17 protein-coding genes are annotated in these 15973 nt (G+C 60.5%); 7 read left to right on the top strand and 10 right to left on the bottom strand.

The annotated features are described in order from the left end of the window. Positions 1–7 precede the first annotated feature (7 nt). The 4 genes from PO883_RS12380 to PO883_RS12365 all read left to right on the top strand — a co-directional run bounded on the left by PO883_RS12380 (position 8) and on the right by PO883_RS12365 (position 6754). A complete protein-coding gene (locus PO883_RS12380) occupies positions 8–2845 on the top strand; it encodes an Hsp70 family protein (RefSeq protein ID WP_289310036.1) in 2838 nt (945 codons plus the stop codon). Positions 2846–2914: 69 nt separating this feature from the next. After that, complete coding sequence (locus PO883_RS12375; protein WP_289310035.1) at positions 2915–4699, top strand: hypothetical protein; 1785 nt, start codon at positions 2915–2917, stop codon at positions 4697–4699. Positions 4700–4797: 98 nt separating this feature from the next. Continuing rightward, positions 4798–5589 carry an HNH endonuclease gene (locus tag PO883_RS12370; protein ID WP_289310034.1) on the top strand — a complete coding sequence of 264 codons (792 nt, stop codon included), beginning with the start codon at positions 4798–4800 and terminating at the stop codon, positions 5587–5589. Positions 5590–5680: 91 nt separating this feature from the next. Next, a complete protein-coding gene (locus PO883_RS12365) occupies positions 5681–6754 on the top strand; it encodes a phospholipase A (RefSeq protein ID WP_289310033.1) in 1074 nt (357 codons plus the stop codon). A gap of 99 nt (positions 6755–6853) precedes the next feature. Here PO883_RS12365 and PO883_RS12360 read toward each other — a convergent pair whose 3' ends face one another. Genes PO883_RS12360 through PO883_RS12350 form a run of 3 tightly spaced genes read right to left on the bottom strand, consistent with a single transcriptional unit; the run spans position 6854 to position 9152 of the window. Then, on the bottom strand, positions 6854–7618 hold the full coding sequence (locus tag PO883_RS12360; protein WP_289310032.1) for a hypothetical protein: 765 nt from the start codon (positions 7616–7618) through the stop codon (positions 6854–6856). A gap of 45 nt (positions 7619–7663) precedes the next feature. After that, a complete protein-coding gene (locus PO883_RS12355) occupies positions 7664–8452 on the bottom strand; it encodes a DUF2491 family protein (protein ID WP_167092422.1) in 789 nt (262 codons plus the stop codon). A 1-nt stretch (position 8453) separates the two neighbouring features. Further along, positions 8454–9152: a hypothetical protein gene (locus PO883_RS12350; protein ID WP_289310031.1), complete on the bottom strand. Its 699-nt coding sequence runs from the start codon at positions 9150–9152 to the stop codon at positions 8454–8456. On the opposite strand from PO883_RS12350, the gene PO883_RS12345 reads away from it, so the two are divergent. Next, on the top strand, positions 9109–9453 hold the full coding sequence (locus PO883_RS12345) for a hypothetical protein (RefSeq protein ID WP_289310030.1): 345 nt from the start codon (positions 9109–9111) through the stop codon (positions 9451–9453). The two genes, PO883_RS12350 and PO883_RS12345, sit on opposite strands and share 44 nt — an antisense overlap. A 95-nt stretch (positions 9454–9548) precedes the next feature. Then, a complete protein-coding gene (locus PO883_RS12340) occupies positions 9549–10034 on the top strand; it encodes a phage regulatory CII family protein (protein WP_289310029.1) in 486 nt (161 codons plus the stop codon). Positions 10035–10071: 37 nt separating this feature from the next. Here PO883_RS12340 and PO883_RS12335 read toward each other — a convergent pair whose 3' ends face one another. Continuing rightward, on the bottom strand, positions 10072–10488 hold the full coding sequence (locus tag PO883_RS12335; protein WP_289310028.1) for a hypothetical protein: 417 nt from the start codon (positions 10486–10488) through the stop codon (positions 10072–10074). Between the two features lie 119 nt (positions 10489–10607). Then, positions 10608–11849: a diguanylate cyclase gene (locus PO883_RS12330; protein ID WP_167092437.1), complete on the bottom strand. Its 1242-nt coding sequence runs from the start codon at positions 11847–11849 to the stop codon at positions 10608–10610. 116 nt (positions 11850–11965) lie between these two features. On the opposite strand from PO883_RS12330, the gene PO883_RS12325 reads away from it, so the two are divergent. Beyond that, complete coding sequence (locus tag PO883_RS12325; RefSeq protein WP_289310027.1) at positions 11966–12967, top strand: 2-hydroxyacid dehydrogenase; 1002 nt, start codon at positions 11966–11968, stop codon at positions 12965–12967. 47 nt (positions 12968–13014) lie between these two features. Here the strand turns inward: PO883_RS12325 and PO883_RS12320 are convergent, their stop codons facing one another. Genes PO883_RS12320 through PO883_RS12300 form a run of 5 tightly spaced genes read right to left on the bottom strand, consistent with a single transcriptional unit; the run spans position 13015 to position 15958 of the window. Continuing rightward, positions 13015–13647 carry a hypothetical protein gene (locus PO883_RS12320; RefSeq protein ID WP_289310026.1) on the bottom strand — a complete coding sequence of 211 codons (633 nt, stop codon included), beginning with the start codon at positions 13645–13647 and terminating at the stop codon, positions 13015–13017. A 5-nt stretch (positions 13648–13652) separates the two neighbouring features. Further along, complete coding sequence (locus tag PO883_RS12315) at positions 13653–14681, bottom strand: pesticin C-terminus-like muramidase (protein ID WP_289310025.1); 1029 nt, start codon at positions 14679–14681, stop codon at positions 13653–13655. Position 14682: 1 nt separating this feature from the next. Next, positions 14683–15036 carry a hypothetical protein gene (locus PO883_RS12310; protein WP_289310024.1) on the bottom strand — a complete coding sequence of 118 codons (354 nt, stop codon included), beginning with the start codon at positions 15034–15036 and terminating at the stop codon, positions 14683–14685. 14 nt (positions 15037–15050) lie between these two features. Then, entirely contained in the window at positions 15051–15623 is a 573-nt protein-coding gene (locus PO883_RS12305; RefSeq protein ID WP_289310023.1) for a DUF4123 domain-containing protein, read from the bottom strand. Next, positions 15623–15958 (bottom strand): PAAR domain-containing protein, encoded by a 336-nt coding sequence (locus PO883_RS12300; RefSeq protein ID WP_167086145.1) that lies wholly within the window; start codon positions 15956–15958, stop codon positions 15623–15625. The genes PO883_RS12305 and PO883_RS12300 overlap by 1 nt, the downstream gene beginning before the upstream one ends. Positions 15959–15973 lie beyond the last annotated feature (15 nt).

Here is a 15973-nt window from a genome sequence, read left to right as displayed (position 1 = left end):
GGCACGTATGGCGCGCCAGTACATCGTCGGCATCGACCTCGGTACCACCAATACCGTGGTGGCGTACGCGCCCATCGATGCGCAGGCGGACGGGCGCGCCGCCATCACCCTGTTCGAGATCGAACAACTGGTGGCGCCGGGCCAGGTGGCTGCCTTGCCGCTGCTGCCATCGGTGCGCTACCACCCGCTTGATGACGAATTGCCGGCGGCCGCTATCCGGCTGCCGTGGCCGCAAGATCATGCGCAGGCGCAGCCGGTCGTCATCGGCCAACTCGCGCGCCGGCTCGGTGCGCAAGTGCCGGGGCGGATGGTGGCCAGCGCCAAAAGCTGGCTGTCGCACACCGCCGTCGACCGCCTGGCGGCGATCCTGCCGTGGGGCGCCGCGCCCGACGTGGCCAAGGTGTCGCCGGTGGCGGCCAGCGCCAGCTATCTGGCTTACCTGCGCTCAGCCTGGAACAGCAAGTTTCCCGCTACTCCCCTGGAGCAGCAAGAATTGGTGCTGACGGTCCCGGCATCGTTCGACGAAGGCGCGCGCGCGCTGACCCTGAGCGCGGCGCGCCAGGCCGGACTGCATCAACTGCGCTTGCTGGAAGAGCCGCAGGCGGTCTTCTACGATTGGCTGTTCCGCCATCGCGGCGAGCTGGCCGATGAACTGGCGCACACGCGCATGGTGCTGGTGTGCGACGTCGGCGGCGGCACCACCGACCTGAGCCTCATCAAGGTCGACCTGCACGATGGCCAGCCGCAACTGACGCGCATCGGCGTGGGCAACCACGTGATGCTCGGCGGCGACAACATGGACCTGGCGCTGGCCCATGTGACCGAAGCGAAAATGGCGCAGATGGCGGGTACGGACCAGCCACGCGCGCATCTGTCCGCCAGTGCCCTTTCTCAATTGATGGAACGCTGCCGCGCCGCCAAGGAGCAATTGCTGGCGGCCGACGCGCCCGAGCAGGCGCAAGTGACCCTGCTCGGTTCCGGTTCGCGCATGATCGGCGGCATGCGCTCGGTGGCGCTCACGAAAGAGGAAGTCGGCAACATCATCGTCGATGGCTTTTTCCCGCAGGTGGCGGCCACCGATCACGTGCAGCAAGGCCGCGCCGGTATCGTCGAGTTCGGCTTGCCGTACGCGCGCGACCCAGCCGTTACCCGTCACATCGCCGATTTTTTGCAGCAGCACGCCAGTGCCCTGCAAGCGGCGCAGGAAGACGGCACGGCCATGCCCGATACCTTGCTGCTCAATGGCGGCGTGTTCCGTGCCGATGCGCTGGTAGAGCGCTTGCAGGCAACCTTGGGCAACTGGCGTGGCACACCCTTGCGCCTGCTGCACAACGACAATCCGGACGTGGCCGTGGCGCGTGGCGCGGTGGCCTATGCCCTGTCGCTGCAAGGCCAGGCGCCGCGCATCGATGCCGGCGTGGCGCGCAGTTATTTCCTGGTGCTCGACGAGGCCGGCACCGGGCCGAAACGCGGCATCTGCATCCTGCCGCGCGGCAGCGAAACCGGCCGTGAAATCCTGCTCAAGGACCGCACCTTCGCCCTGCGCCTCGGGCAGCCGGTACGCTTTCACGTGATGACGTCGAACGCCGACGGCGCCGATGCGCCGCCGGCGCCAGGCGAACTGGTCGACCTCGACGACCCGAAATACGTGCGCCTGCCGCCGATTGCCACCGTGCTGCACGCGGCCGACGCCAAAGCCAAGCCGGCGGGCAGCAAACAGGAAACCGTCGTGCAACTGGCCACCGCGCTGACCGAGGTCGGCACCTTGGAAATGCACTGCGTCAATCTGACCGATCCCAGCCAGCGCTGGCTGCTGGAATTCGACCTGCGGCACGACAACGCGGCGGCCGAGAACGACAAAGCCAACGGCGCACCATCGCCGCAACTGACGGCCGCCATCGACAAGATCGAGCGCATCTTCGGCAAGAGCGGGGAACAAGTGACGGCGAAGGAAGTCAAGCAGCTGCGCGCGCAACTGGAGCAACTGCTGGGCGAGCGCGAGCAATGGCACACGCCCCTGCTGCGCCAGCTGTTCGACGCCTTGTGGCAACGCGCGCGCGGACGGCGCCGCTCCGCCGAGCACGAACGGGTATGGCTGAACCTGACCGGCTACTGCCTGCGCCCGGGCTTCGGCTACGCGCTTGACGAATGGCGCCTGGAGCAGCTGTGGACCCTGTTCGAGGCCGGCGTACGCCATGCCGACGACAAGCAGGCGCGCGCCGAATGGTGGACCTTGTGGCGCAGGGTCGCTGGCGGGCTGGGCGCCACCGAGCAACTGCGCCTGCTCGATGATTTCGCGTTCAACCTGCAAACCAACAAGGACGGCGGTGACGCCAGCCCTACGGTGGTGGCCGGCAGCGACGAAGACATGCTGCGCCTGGGCGCCTCGCTCGAACGCATTCCGGTCGATTACAAGGCGGAAATCGGCGGATGGCTGCTGGAGCGTATCCAAACGGCACCTGCCACGCCGGGCAAGGATGCTACCGGTGCCAGCCGCTACCTGTGGGCGCTGGGGCGCATCGGCGCGCGCCAGCCTTTCCACGGCAGCACGCACGACGTGGTGCCGACCGAGGTGGTGGAAGGCTGGCTCGATGCCATCCTGGCGCTCGACTGGAAGCGGGTCGAGTCGGCCGCCTTTGCCGCCGTGCACCTGGCGCGCATGACCGACGACCGTTCGCGCGACCTGCCGTTGGCGCTGCGCGAACGGATCGTGCAGCGGCTGCTGGCGATCAACGCGCCGCCGGCAACTGTCACGATGGTGCAACAGGTGGTGCAACTGGACCAGGCGACCGAGCGCTGGATCTTGGGCGAATCGCTTCCGCCCGGGCTCAAGCTGATCGCCTGATGCGCCAGGCTTGACGCGTGGCGCATCGTTTGCCATGCTCGCATGCTCGCTCACTTGCCCTCTTCGCCGATGAACACACTGCCCGAAGCGCTGAACAGCCTCACAAACACCGAACTCAAGCAGTTGCTTGCCAATTTCTCTGACAGCAAAAAAGTCTTACGCAAGGACATGATGGTCGCGGCCCTCCTCGACGACATGTCGGAAACCGGCTTGCCGCGTGTCTGGGCGATGCTCGATCCCTGCCAGCAACTGGCTGTGTGCGAAGCGGCGTACGATGCCAACGGCCATTTCGATGCCACGCGTTTTGCCGCCAAATACGATCAATCCCCGCGCTTTTATCATCCGGCGCGATCCGGCTACGGCCATGGCCCAATGAACGTGCTGAACCTTTTCCTGTTCGAGCATGGCGGCACCTACCAGCTCCCTGCGCAGCTTCGCCTGCGCGTGGCCGCCTTGTGCCCGGCGCCGGCGCCGAATGCGCTGGCAAGCCTGGCTGCTTTGCCGGAGCCGGGGCGGCAAGCGGGTGAGGATGACGATGAGATGCCGACCACGCAGCGCAATACCTCGCAAGATGCCCTGTACGAGGTCATCGCCATGCTGCGCATGGTCGATCAAAAGCTCATCACTGTCAGCGATAAAACCCGCATGCCCGGCACGGCTGCCTTGCGTGCGATAGAAGGCAAGCTGGCCAGCGCGGATTTTTATGACCCCATGGCCGCGTGCGACGCGTCGGACCAGCACATCGGCGCGATCAGACCAGTTGCGTGGCCGCTGCTTTTGCAGGCAAGTGGCTTGGCGGAACTGCATGGCAGCAAGCTCGGCTTGACCCCGACCGGTATCAAGGCCTTGCAAGCGCCGCCCGCCGACGTGCTGCGCGGCATTTGGAAGAAATGGCTGACCTCGACCATGTTCGATGAGTTCAACCGCGTCGATGCGATCAAAGGCCAGAAGGCCAAGGGACGCCTGACGCCGGTCGCGCCGCGGCGGGCGAGCATCGGCCAGTTCCTGCAGCGCTGCCCGACCGCGCGCTGGGTTGACGTCGATGAATTGGGTCGCTTCATGCGGGCCGAGGGCGCGCCGCTGGCCGTGGCCGCGGATGCGTGGTCGCTCTACCTGGAAGACCCCAATTACGGCGCGCTCGCTTATACCGACGACGAGTGGGATATCTTTGAACAGCGTTATCTGCTGTGCGTGCTGTTCGAATACTGTGCAACCTTGGGCATGGTCGACGTCGCCTATGCGTCGCCGCACAATGCGCGCACCCATTTTCAAGCCTTATGGGGCGGCGAGGGCATGAGCTTCCTGTCGCGTTACGACGGCCTGATGCATGTTCGCCTGACCGACCTGGGCGCGTATTGTCTCGGCCTTAGCCCGACCTACGTGCCACCCTCACGAGCCGCCTCGTGCGTTCTCTCGGTCAGCGCCAGCTTGCAGATCCGCGTGACGCAGGGCAGCCTGTCGGCCGAAGACGTACTGCTGCTGGAAAATTGGGCTAGCCGCGACAGCGCCGATCTGTGGCACCTGGACCGCGAAAAAACCGTCCTCGCGGTCGAGCGCGGCCAGGATACAGCGCAGTTGGAAGCCTTCTTGCAATCGCACGATAAGCAGCCCCTTCCGGTGCAGGTAGAAGGCTTTTTTCGCACCTGCAACAAGCAGGGCAAGGCGATGCGCGTGCTGGGCGCCAGCGTGCTGATCGAATGCGTCGATGCGGACACGGCCGACCTGATCGCCGGGCACAAGGACACGGCGCCCCTGTGCATGCGTGCGGGCAAGCAGCATCTGGTGGTGCAGGTCAAGCACGACGCGCGCTTTCGCAAGGCGGCACGCGCGCTCGGGTACGGCATACGGGAATAATCCCGGCATCCGTTGCAGCCACGGAAAGTTTACATTAAAGAAATTGAACACCTGGTACACTGGCCGCGTTCCCTTATCGATCGCGCCCACCCGTCCAGATGCCTGTTTCTTCCCCGCCCGAGGCATCGACCAAGAGTGCGGACTGGACCGACGAGGAACTGTCCGCCGCCGTGCGCGCCTATGTGGCGATGCTGCGCAGCGAACTGGCCGACGAGCCCATCAACAAGGCGGAAGTGAACCGCCAGTTGCGCGAGACGGCGTTGGCAGTGCGCACCAAGTCCGCCGTCGAATTTCGCATGCAAAATATTTCGTCGACCTTGTTCGACTTGCGCCTGCCTCACATTATCGGCTACCGTCCCGCCAGGAACGTGGGCAGCAGCGTCAAGCTGCGCATCGAGCAGATGCTGGAGGCGAACGGCCTGGACACGCTGACGATGTACCAGCGCACGGCGGACGAGCGCGAACTGGCGCACAAGGTCACTGCGCTGCTGCGCCAGCCTGGCGGCGCCATGCCGGCCGGATCCGCCGCGCCCGCCCAAGTGATGACGCACACCCTGCGCTACGTACGCGATCCGGCGCTCAAGGCCTGGGTGCTGAAGGTTGCCGACGGCATCTGCGAAGGCTGCGACATGCCGGCGCCGTTCACGGGCACCGATGGCTTTCCGTATCTGGAAGTGCACCACATCATGCCGCTCGCCAGCCATGGCCCGGACAAACCATCGAACACCGCCGCGCTGTGCCCGAATTGCCACCGGCGCTGCCATCTGTCCCTCGACCGCGACGAATTCCGGCTGGCGCTGTACGAAAAAATCGGCCGCCTCGTGCTGGAAGTCCCGGAACCGGTACTGCACGACACCGCAGCGTATATCGATGATGCGAGGGAAGCCTGATGCAATCCCGCAACATAAATACATGCAGCGCGACATCTTTTTTCATCTTGCGCTACAGTAACCACCCTTTGTCATTTTAGAAACATCCCACATGCGCGCCGCCCGACTGCCCCTCCTCCTGACCACCCTCTTCATTTCCGCTGGCGCCGCCCAGGCGGGCGAGCTCGAACAGCAAATGGTGCGCTGCTCCGTGCTTGGCGACCCAAGCGCGCGACTCGGCTGCTTCGACGCGCTCACCAAGGCCGCCACGGCCGACACCGTCGCCGGCAATCCGGCTTCGGACCCGACCGTTGCCGCTGCCAAGAAGACTGATCCAGCCGGGGCGGCAACGCCGATTCCTGCCGTGGCATCGGCCACCCCGGCACCGCCGGAAACGCCGATTTCGCGTACCGAACAGTTGTGGGAGCTGACCAAGGCCTCGCGCCGTGGCGTGTTTTCCTTCCGTCCGCACCGCGAAAATTACCTTCTGGTGGCCAACTACAGCACCTCGTCGAACGATGCGCCCTACCGCGACTTCACTCCCGGCGGCTTGAAGACCAAGCGCGTCGAACTGACCTATCAGCTGAGCCTGAAAATGAAGGCCGCCGAGCAGGTCGCCGGTTTGCCGGTCGATATCTGGCTCGGCTATACGCAGCAGAGTTTCTGGCAGGCGTACAACCGCGCGGCATCGAGCCCGTTCCGCGAAACCAACTACCAGCCTGAAATCATGGCGGTCCTGCCGATTAACCAATCGTTCGCCGGAGTCAATCTGCGCTTTGTCAATTTCGGCCTGGTGCACCAGTCGAACGGACAAACCTCGACCCTGTCGCGCAGCTGGAACCGCTTGTACACCGAAGTCGGCATTGATCGCGGCAATTTTGCGATGAGCGCACGCATATGGCGCCGCCTGGATAACGCCAAATCGAACAACGATAATGCGGACATCACCGATTTCCTGGCGCGCGGCGACGTGCGTGCCAGCTATCGCAAGGATGGCTATGAATATTCGATCATGGCGCGCCGGAATATGTCGACCGACCATGGCGCGATCCAGGCGGCGATGTCGTATCCGCTCACGACCAACCTGAAAGGCTATGTCCAGCTGTTTTCCGGCTACGGACAAAGCCTGATCGACTATAACTATTCGCAGCGTTCGGTCGGCGCCGGCTTTACCGTCGATTTCTGATCCGCGTTCCAACGCGGGATTAAAAAAACGGCCTCGAAAGAGGCCGTTTTCATGTGTGCCGCGGCCGCCATGCGCATGGCGGCCGGGTGATACCGCTACTTACGCGGCGGCCGGCTTGCCCGACAGGCGCTGGAGACGTTGCAGCGCGGTTTCGCCGCTGGTGTCGTTCTGCACCGACTTGCGGATCGCATCGATTTCCGCAGCCTGGTCGAGCGGCTTCTGGCCGATGTCGGCGACGATGCGCATGCCTTCGGCTTCGTTGCTCACTTCCTGGGCGCGGCGCGTCAAGGCGTTGAGCGCACTCGAATTGCCTTTCATGCCGGTCAGGCCGGCGAGCTGGCTCTGGCGCTCGGCGCGCATCGATTGCAGATCCTTCTGCGCCTGGGCCGCTGCCAGCTGCTGCAGCGCTTTCTTGGCCTGGGAATCGAAGTCGGCAAGCTGCTTGGACAGCGCGTCGATGATCTTTTGCAGCTCGTCCATGTAAGCCTTGGCGTCGGCTTCTTCCTGGATCTCTTGCGGCAGGCGGCTCTTGTTCGCTTCGAGTTCGTCGCAGAACATGGTCACGGTGGCTTCCGAAATCTTGCCGGCGGCCAGACGTTCGGCCAGCGTTTCCGTGGCTTTTTCGTCGTTGGCGATCAGTTCACGCAGGCTGACCACATCCTTGTGTTCCTTCTCGAAGGACGAGCGTGCCGATGCCAGCACTTGCGCGGTGGCGCGCAGGGTGTCGGCCAGACGGTCGCGGTCGGCCTCGGTCGCCGTTTCAGGGTCAAAATTGGCGATCGCTGACGATATACGGTCGCCCAGCACGCCGAAGTGCTTCGAAATCAAACGCGCCGTCAGTCCCCATCCACTTGCATTGCTCATCTTGAATCCCTTTCGTTGTTAAGTAAGACTGCCTGTACCGGACCGTTATTGGATAACGACCCGTTCTTGCTCCACCGGTAAGCCAATGACGAAATCGACATGGATACCGCGTTTTGAGTTATCGCCATTCACGCTGGAGATGATCTCCGTCGTGATCAGCAGATATTCGCTGCCGCCGCCCGGCAATTCGCGCACGTACGGCATGAAATACATTTCCTGCTTCAGACCCTGGGCTCCGGCGGCGTCGTCGATCCGGGTTTCGGTGCCCGTGAAGGGGGCCACGAACGTGGCGTTGCGCTCGCCCGCGTCGCGCACATAATCGAGACGGTCGCTGTCGCCGAACACGGTGGCCAGTTCATCTTCGCTCAGGCCCACGTCGTCGAGCTGCTCGCGCCACAGGGTGTAGGTCGGGTCGCCCAGGCCAAAGCCGGAGCGGCCGGTGTAGGCATCCTGGTCTTCCTCCGTTTCCGGAATCACGCGCGCCAGCTGGGTGCAATACATGATTTCGGCGACCGCGCCCTTGTCATCGGCATACAGCTGCAAGAACTTTTCCTTGGCATCGTCGTCGCCCTTGGCCAGGTAATAGCGATACAGCCCGCCCGCCAGATTGAGCTTGATCTGCGATACCGCCTGGATCAGCGTGTCCGTATCGCGCGGCATGGCGATCAGCGAACCGTTGGCTTGCGCCCGGATCAGGGGCGACATTTGCAGCTTCAGCATGCCGCCGATGCGTGCGCCAAGCGGCAAACCGTCATCTTCGCGCCGGGCTTTGCCATCGGCGCCATGATTGCCGGCGATGCCGCGCATGTAATCGAATGCGTTCTTCCAGCCCATGTCAATTCCTGTCAAAAGTATAGTTTGCCGTGCTTGGCGCCTTGCCGCGCCTTAAAAATTTCCAGCCCAGATAAGCACCCCAGGCCAGCACCGACAGGATCACCAGCCAGACGAAGGTACGCAGCAGCGATTTACCGAGCGAGCTTTCCTGTGGTACCTGGGCCGTAGCGACCGGGCCGGCGCTGCCCGGCGTGGTGCCAACCATCCCGCTATTGTTCGTATTGCCCTGATAACCGCTATTCGCATGCGAGTTGGACATCGACCTTCCCAGCAAGAAGCCGAGGATGGCATTGCCCATGCCGTTATTATTCTGCGGCACGATAATCGGTGCCGGCATCCCATTGCCGCCATATTGGCCATTCCGGTTGCCGTTGTACTGGCCACCACTGTTATTACCGTACTGCCCGCCGTTGCCCGATCCATATTGCCCGCCCGATGGCTGGGACGACGGCGCCGGCCTGATCTCGGGCGGCGCATTGGCCGCCTGCTCGGCCGCCCGGCGCGCCTCCAGCGTGCGCAAGGCATTGGCCTCGGCGCTACCCTTGTTCAGGCGCTGCGACAGCACCGAACCCGACTTCTGCAAGCCCGGCTGGGCGCCGCCGTCCTGCCGCGCAGGCGCGCTGCCGAAGGAACCGAAGCCCCCGGACCCGCCCTTCTTGCCCGCATCGGCGCTGCTATCGGGCGAGCGCGGCGACCACATCGAACCCGACTTCTGCGGCGCCGGCGCGCTGTCCTGCGAGCGCTGCGACCACGACGACCCGGATTTCTGGGGCGGCGGCGCCGACGGCGACGAGGATGAAGAGCGGCTGCCGAAGGAGCCGAACGACGAGTTCTTCGACGACGTTGACGAATTGCTACTTGATGGACTGGATTTTTGGGAGGAAAATCCACTCTTGTACGAACTTGAGCTCGACCGCGAGCTCGAACTGGATGCCGGTTTCGCGCCGGCCGTGACTGTGGCAGCGGCGGGTAGCAGCAGTGCCAGCAGCAACATGATCTGAGTTGACTTCATTTTTCTTTGGCCGGGTTGAAGGTTGAAAGAAGCATAACAGCACCAATACTGCCAATGCACCGGTAAAAATAGGCAAGATTCACCATGACTCGTAAATATCTGGACATGAACCAGCACGATGCGCTGTACAGCGTGGCGCGCCGCTATCCCGGAGGCCTGGACATGCTGGCCAAGGAGATTGGCATTTCCGCCAATGTTCTGCGCAATAAGCTCTCGCCCACCATTTCATCACATTACCCGTCGTTCGAGGAGGTTTCCATCATTGTCGAGCATTGCCACAAGGCTGGCGTGCAGGAAGCGCTGATGCCGCTGCACGCCTTGCTGAACCGGCACGGCATGGCGGCCTTCGTCGTGCCGCAGCCGGAACAGGTGGGCCGCGACGACCTGTCGCAGACGGTATGCCGGGTGATGAGCGAAGTCGGGGCCGTGGCCGAAGCCGTATCGAGCGCGCTGATGGATGGCGTTGTCACCAACGCCGAAGCGGACCTGATCGAGCGCGAATTTCATTCTGCGTTATCGGCCTTGGGCGAATGGCGCGCGCGCCTGCGCATGCGTACCGGCGGAACCTGAATGGCGCCGCTGCGCCATGACGCGCGGCGCCAGCGCCTTATTGCGCCTGCGGCGGCGGCGCTTGCGCCGGCTTGAGCGAACGCAGGAACAGACCGAGTCCGCCGATCGCCAGCACCAGGATGGCAATGAGTTCGAAGGCCGTCATGGTGCGCAGGCTCATGCTGACCGAGGAAATCACGCCGAACACCAGCGCCGCGAACGAGCACAGGGTGATCAGCCAGCCAAGGTAGTTCTTCGAGTTGTAGAAAACCATGCCGATCCCGATCATCAGCGGAATCAGCACCATGCCGCCGCTGACGCCAAATCCCGAACCGATGCCGAACAGGCGCGTGCTGAATCCAAAACTGGAACTGACCACGATCCCGTTAAGCAGTAAATAGAAGCCGCCGCACATCATGATCAGGCCGAGAAAAAACTGGCCCGTGCCGCCGCTGGTTCCACCTGCTCCGTTCATGTCCAAATCTCCGCTGTTCAAATAATGTCGACACTATAACAAAAAGTAATTCGGGTAAACATATCCGCTCCAGGGAAGGCGAAACGAGTAGTTGCCGGATGGCTTGTGTCTTTTCTTCGCTACACCAGCGCCGGCACCGGTTCGGTCACCACGACCTGGTTGCGGCCCTGGTGCTTGGCCTGGTACAGCGCCTCGTCGGCCGCGCGCAGCAGGGCGGCGGCATCGTCGCCGGCGCATGGCAGGCCGATCGCCACGCCGACGCTGACGCTCAGCCGGCCGAGGTCGCTGTCGAGGTGTTCGATGTGGAGCGCCGCCACCGCGGCGGTCAGCACCTCGCCCATCGCCTGCAATTCGCCCGGGACCGGGTTATGCCAGACCACGGCGAATTCTTCGCCGCCATAGCGGGCGGTCAGGTCAAGCGGGCGGCGCGCCTGGCCAGCGATGACGTCGGCCACGGCTTTCAAGGCCGCGTCGCCACGGGCGTGGCCGTAGCGGTCGTTATAGCGCTTGAAATAATCGATATCGATCATCGCAATGGCCACCGCTTGCCGGTCGCGCATGGCCTGGCGCCAGACGCGCTCCAGATGGATATTGAGCGTGCGCCGGTTCGACAATCCGGTGAGGCCGTCGAGCGCCGCCAGTTCGTGCAGCAGGGTGTCGACCAGAAAAGTGGTGCGGATGCTGTGTTCGAGGAAGTATGCGCCGTACGCCCCCACGCCATTGGCCGCGCACATGAAAACGATCTGGTACAGGCGCGCCTGGGGATTGGTTTGCAGCGCGAATTCCATGACCACGAAGGCGCACAAGGTCACCATATTGGCGAACAGCGCGCGGCGCCATTCGAGGCAGGCGATCAGATACACAAAGAGCGCCACCAGCAGGATGCCTTCGTACGGGATCTGATAGCCGACATCGAGCGCACTGCCGATCACCGCGACCGTGCTCAGTCCCGTGACCAGGGCGGCGGTAAATACCGCCGTTCCGAGATACGGGCGCCACACAGCCCGGTAGCTGGCCAGCAGCACGATGATGAAGCTCGGGATAATCAAGGCCAGCCGGATGCTGACCGTGCGCACCGATACATAGGCCGGCAGCGTGGTGAGGTCGATGAGCACGAACATGATGAACAGGACAATGCTCACCCAGGCGGCGACGCGCACGCGCACCAGGTGCCCTTGTGTAAAAAACGCCTGGAACTGGCGTTCCAGCCCGTCCTCGAAACGCAGCCAGCGATAACCCTGCTCCAATGCGCGGCGATGCGGCGACATGCTGGCGTTATTCAGTAATTCTGGATCGATTTTCAGCATCGGCGGCGCGGGAGGATTGGTGGCGGCCACCCAATCATACGCGTGCAAGCTCATGCACAGCGCGTCGATTGCGCGCGGACCCGGCACAAGGCGCGCACGCGAGATGCAAGGCCGGCAATCCTGTGCGGGGCTATGATGGTGGCTCTCCATCCATGCGGGAACCGAACACCATGAAAATCGCTGTTTTCAGCACCCAGGCTTACGACCGGCGTTTCCTGGACGAGGCGCTCGCCGTCCATCCGGCGCGTCAGCAGATCGCCCTGGAGTATCAGGAAGCGGCGCTGGCCTTGCACACCGTGGCACTGGCGCAGGGCTGCGATGCGGTGTGCGCCTTCGTCAACGACCGGCTCGATGCACCCGTGCTGGAAGCGCTGCACCAGTGCGGCGTGCGCGCGGTGCTGATGCGCTGCGCGGGATTCAATAATGTCGACATCGAAGCAGCACACCGGCTGGGATTGTTTGTCGCGCGCGTGCCCGCCTATTCGCCGGAAGCGGTGGCCGAGCACACGCTGGCCCTGATCCTGACGCTGAACCGCAACACGCACAGGGCGTATGCGCGCGTACGCGAGGGGAATTTTGCGCTCGATGGGCTCCTGGGCAGCAATCTGCACGGAAAAACCGCAGGGATTGTCGGCACCGGCAAGATCGGGCTGGCGACGGCGCGCATTCTCAAGGGCTTCGGCTGCCGGGTGCTCGGACATGACCCGGCACCGGCGCCTGAGTTTGCCGCGCTGGGAACCATGGTGGATCTGCCGACCTTGCTGGCGGAATCGGACATCGTATCGCTGCACTGTCCGCTGGTGGACGCCACCCGGCACATGATCAACCGGCGCAGCCTGGCCGGAATGAAGCGCGGGGCGATGCTGGTCAATACCTCGCGCGGGGCGCTGATCGATACGCCGGCCGTGATCGAGGCGCTCAAATCGCGCCAGTTGGGGTTTCTGGCGATTGATGTGTACGAGCAGGAAAGCTCACTGTTTTTCCACGACCGCTCGGGCGATATCATCGAGGATGATGTGTTCCAGCGCCTGATGACGTTTCCGAACGTGCTGGTGACCGGGCACCAGGGGTTCTTTACCGTGGAGGCGATGAGGGAAATTGCGGAGGTGACGTTCGAGAACATCGATTGTTTCGTCAGTGGAAAGCATTGTGCTAACGAGATAGTCCTTTGATGCACCGACCGTTTGATTCGCATTGAACACACTGGCGTTACCTGACGTTACCTCTCGCGTTTCAAGCGCACGCCCAACATGCCAAAATTGCTACCGTTTTTTGATTTTCCATCAATATAGATCGGGAATATCAGGTCGCCGTTTCGCGCAACCCAAGCATCGACGTTATGCGTCTTGCTGAGATCGACCAGCCGATACTCAACCGGCACGACATCCGGCCAACTCATCTTGTTATTACGATCAACACCTTTCCATTTTACAATATCAACAATCATGAAACTGACCGTGTAATTTATTGGTCGATCCGTACACAAGTGCTCCCAATAATCTTTACAAAAATTTTTCCCAAGTGGCATGAGGAAGGTCATTTTCATTACTTCACCAATCGGCCCGTCAAAATCCATTTTTTCTGAATTGTAATTTCCTGGCATGAGCGACAGACCAGTCCATTCCATGCGAATTTTCTGGCCTATCGGAAGAGCACCGGCATGTGTAATCAGTTGACTTTCAATATTCGGCGGCACTTCTTTAAATTCATGGAAATCATATGAATCAACACGCCATGTACCCGCAAACTGAAGGGCAGGATTCTCAAATTTTCTCACGGCAGCCCTCGCATTTTTGGAATCAAATGGATAAGTTAAAATTACAAGCAACAGAAATTGAAGGATATATTTCACAATTTTTACTCTTTATTGTTTTCCACCTGCATGGATTTGTAAAGATAGTCACGTTCGCGTATATCTGGAATCAGGCTTCTTTTTCCTTGCCAAATAGCGTTTAACAATTCATTCTTCGGAGTCCCGTATTGATATGCATGCGATAGTAAAGCCGTTTGCTGCTCGGCAGTCAAATCCACGAAGTTCCTATATTTGGTATTTTTGATTCTATATTGATATAGCGATATAGTTTTTCCCAACGCTTCGTCCTGCGATATCTTGTCTAAAAAATTCGTCTGCCGTGCGTTCAGAGTTAATGGATTTTTGCGCAAAAATCTGCAAGCGTCGCCACCAATAAGCTGGAAATAAGGCGTGATTTTTTCATGCAGAGCCAATAACTCCTCATCAGTAATTTGATGTGCTCCGCTATTTCCTTTTTTCATCATACGCAGAAACGCGTCCGGTGAAAACTGCCCTAAATCCACCCCGACTCCCACTGTTGTACCAGATTTATTGTCAGGCCTTCCGCCGTACCCTCCAGCGAGTCGAGGCACATCCGGCTCACGTATGTTTTGGTAAAATCGAATAACTGGCTTATCATTTTTCACATAAGCCCACCATGGAATGTAAGCAGCAGTGTGCTCACCACCTTCTAGTTCCAATAGTTTAGTAAAATCAATTTTAGTGCCATGGCGCTTGTTTATTTCATTTCCTATAGATTTTGGAAAGTCAATTTTTTTAGCACTCGTCATTTCAACGCATCCGGGATGACGGACGCGGCATGTTGCGTCGGGAACCCCTTGTAAATGCATAATTTTTTGCTCAATATTTTTTACTTTTTCCTTATAATTATCTTCTTTTTTACTTAATCCTTTTTTCTCTTTATTTAGCCGTTGTATTTCTTTTCTTGCCACTTCTTCGCTAGCTTTACATTCTTCCGCTTGCGCAATCAAATCACGCTCTCTCTGCAACTCTTCCTTGTCATAGTCCGGCAAATTTTCTTCCACTAGAGATACGTGCTTTAAAAGCGAGGAAGATTGTTTTTTCTTGCTCATCTTATGCGACCTCTTCCAAGTAGATTTCAATCCAATTTTGGGCGTAATCTACGTTCGCAGCCTTCGCGTGTATGAGGAAATACTTCATCATCGCGTCCATATTTTCCTTAGAACACATCAGCAGGTTTGCGCGCAAGATATCGAACCCCAAGATAGAAATCGAGCCAACGTCGCTCACCTTGTTTGCCTGGCAAACGAAATAGACTTTCCTTAAATCCGAAACCAATGCAGCCGCTGGATAATCCGTTGCGTGCGGATAATCACTCGTGTACCACGCCTCGGCCATCAATTTTGTCCACGCCCGACAATCCCTACGCATGGCCTTTTTTTCCTGGTCCGCTGTGAACTCGATCATGCCCGACCTCTTCTCTATTGATGAATCCCGATATCGCGCACATCGAACTGCATCGCGCCCGGATCGAAAATACGGCTGATCAACTTCGTCTTTTTCCCAGTCAGCGCAATAATCTTTCCGCTGCCGCCATCATCAAAATAGATCGTCCGGCACGCGCTTCCAAAAAAATCGCTCAGCTGATCGTTGCTGGCAAGCCGCACAAACCGCGTGAATGCCCGCGCGTCGTAATAGCGGAAGTAGCAAACCACCCCTTCGCTATTGCGGACATAACTGTTTTTCTTGAGCTGCACCTTGAGAGCCTCGCACCCTGCCCCGGACTCGACGAGCATCGTCACGCCGCGCTGCCATACCCGGTCGATAAAACCCGGCACATCGTGCTGAAACTGCCCGCAGGGGATCAGATAAGGCGCCACATTGCGCAGCGTGATTGCCTTGGTGCCGCTGTACAGGCATTCATGCGTCACGCCGTCCCGCTGCAAATCGCCCAGCAGGCTGTTGTCCGCCGCCGCGTCGTACAAGGCATACAGCGTGCCACTGTGCTCGCTGAGCAGCCGGCCAAGCGCCTGACGGGTCGCGTCGTTCATCATCAATTCCCGGGTTGGACTGTCATCGCGCCCGCTCTGGCGGCGTCGATCAGGCAGGTCTCATCCTTGTCCTTCCCGAACAACACCGTCATGCAGCCGCCGGTAACGATGCCATGGCAACTGACCCTGCCGCTCATGCACGCCGCCGGCTTGCCGTTAATAAGGACCGTTTTCTCGCCCTCGACAATCGTATCCCTCGCGCCGTTGTGCTGGACCTTGTCGCCAATGCGCGCCGCAGGCAGATTCCCCACAATGACATTGGCGCTGCCCTCCAGAATGGCGCCGCTTCCGCGCGGATGCGCGACATCATCCGTTTGCCTGGCCGATGGTTTTCCCATTGCTGACGCCTCCTT

The organism is Massilia sp. DJPM01 (assembly GCF_030348125.1).
GTDB classification, from domain to species: domain Bacteria; phylum Pseudomonadota; class Gammaproteobacteria; order Burkholderiales; family Burkholderiaceae_D; genus Telluria_A; species Telluria_A frigida.
This window is presented reverse-complemented; position numbering and strand designations above follow the sequence as displayed.

Excerpts from the sequence above, each read along its gene's own strand:
- PO883_RS12380 (WP_289310036.1), top strand. The coding sequence starts at position 8 with ATGGCGCGCCAGTACATCGTCGGCATCGACCTCGGTACCACCAATACC.
- PO883_RS12375 (WP_289310035.1), top strand. The coding sequence starts at position 2,915 with ATGAACACACTGCCCGAAGCGCTGAACAGCCTCACAAACACCGAACTC.
- PO883_RS12370 (WP_289310034.1), top strand. The coding sequence starts at position 4,798 with ATGCCTGTTTCTTCCCCGCCCGAGGCATCGACCAAGAGTGCGGACTGG.
- PO883_RS12365 (WP_289310033.1), top strand. The coding sequence starts at position 5,681 with ATGCGCGCCGCCCGACTGCCCCTCCTCCTGACCACCCTCTTCATTTCC.
- PO883_RS12360 (WP_289310032.1), bottom strand. The coding sequence starts at position 7,618 with ATGAGCAATGCAAGTGGATGGGGACTGACGGCGCGTTTGATTTCGAAG.
- PO883_RS12355 (WP_167092422.1), bottom strand. The coding sequence starts at position 8,452 with ATGGGCTGGAAGAACGCATTCGATTACATGCGCGGCATCGCCGGCAAT.
- PO883_RS12350 (WP_289310031.1), bottom strand. The coding sequence starts at position 9,152 with ATGTGGTCGCCGCGCTCGCCCGATAGCAGCGCCGATGCGGGCAAGAAG.
- PO883_RS12340 (WP_289310029.1), top strand. The coding sequence starts at position 9,549 with ATGACTCGTAAATATCTGGACATGAACCAGCACGATGCGCTGTACAGC.
- PO883_RS12335 (WP_289310028.1), bottom strand. The coding sequence starts at position 10,488 with ATGAACGGAGCAGGTGGAACCAGCGGCGGCACGGGCCAGTTTTTTCTC.
- PO883_RS12330 (WP_167092437.1), bottom strand. The coding sequence starts at position 11,849 with ATGAGCTTGCACGCGTATGATTGGGTGGCCGCCACCAATCCTCCCGCG.
- PO883_RS12325 (WP_289310027.1), top strand. The coding sequence starts at position 11,966 with ATGAAAATCGCTGTTTTCAGCACCCAGGCTTACGACCGGCGTTTCCTG.
- PO883_RS12315 (WP_289310025.1), bottom strand. The coding sequence starts at position 14,681 with ATGAGCAAGAAAAAACAATCTTCCTCGCTTTTAAAGCACGTATCTCTA.
- PO883_RS12310 (WP_289310024.1), bottom strand. The coding sequence starts at position 15,036 with ATGATCGAGTTCACAGCGGACCAGGAAAAAAAGGCCATGCGTAGGGAT.
- PO883_RS12305 (WP_289310023.1), bottom strand. The coding sequence starts at position 15,623 with ATGATGAACGACGCGACCCGTCAGGCGCTTGGCCGGCTGCTCAGCGAG.
- PO883_RS12300 (WP_167086145.1), bottom strand. The coding sequence starts at position 15,958 with ATGGGAAAACCATCGGCCAGGCAAACGGATGATGTCGCGCATCCGCGC.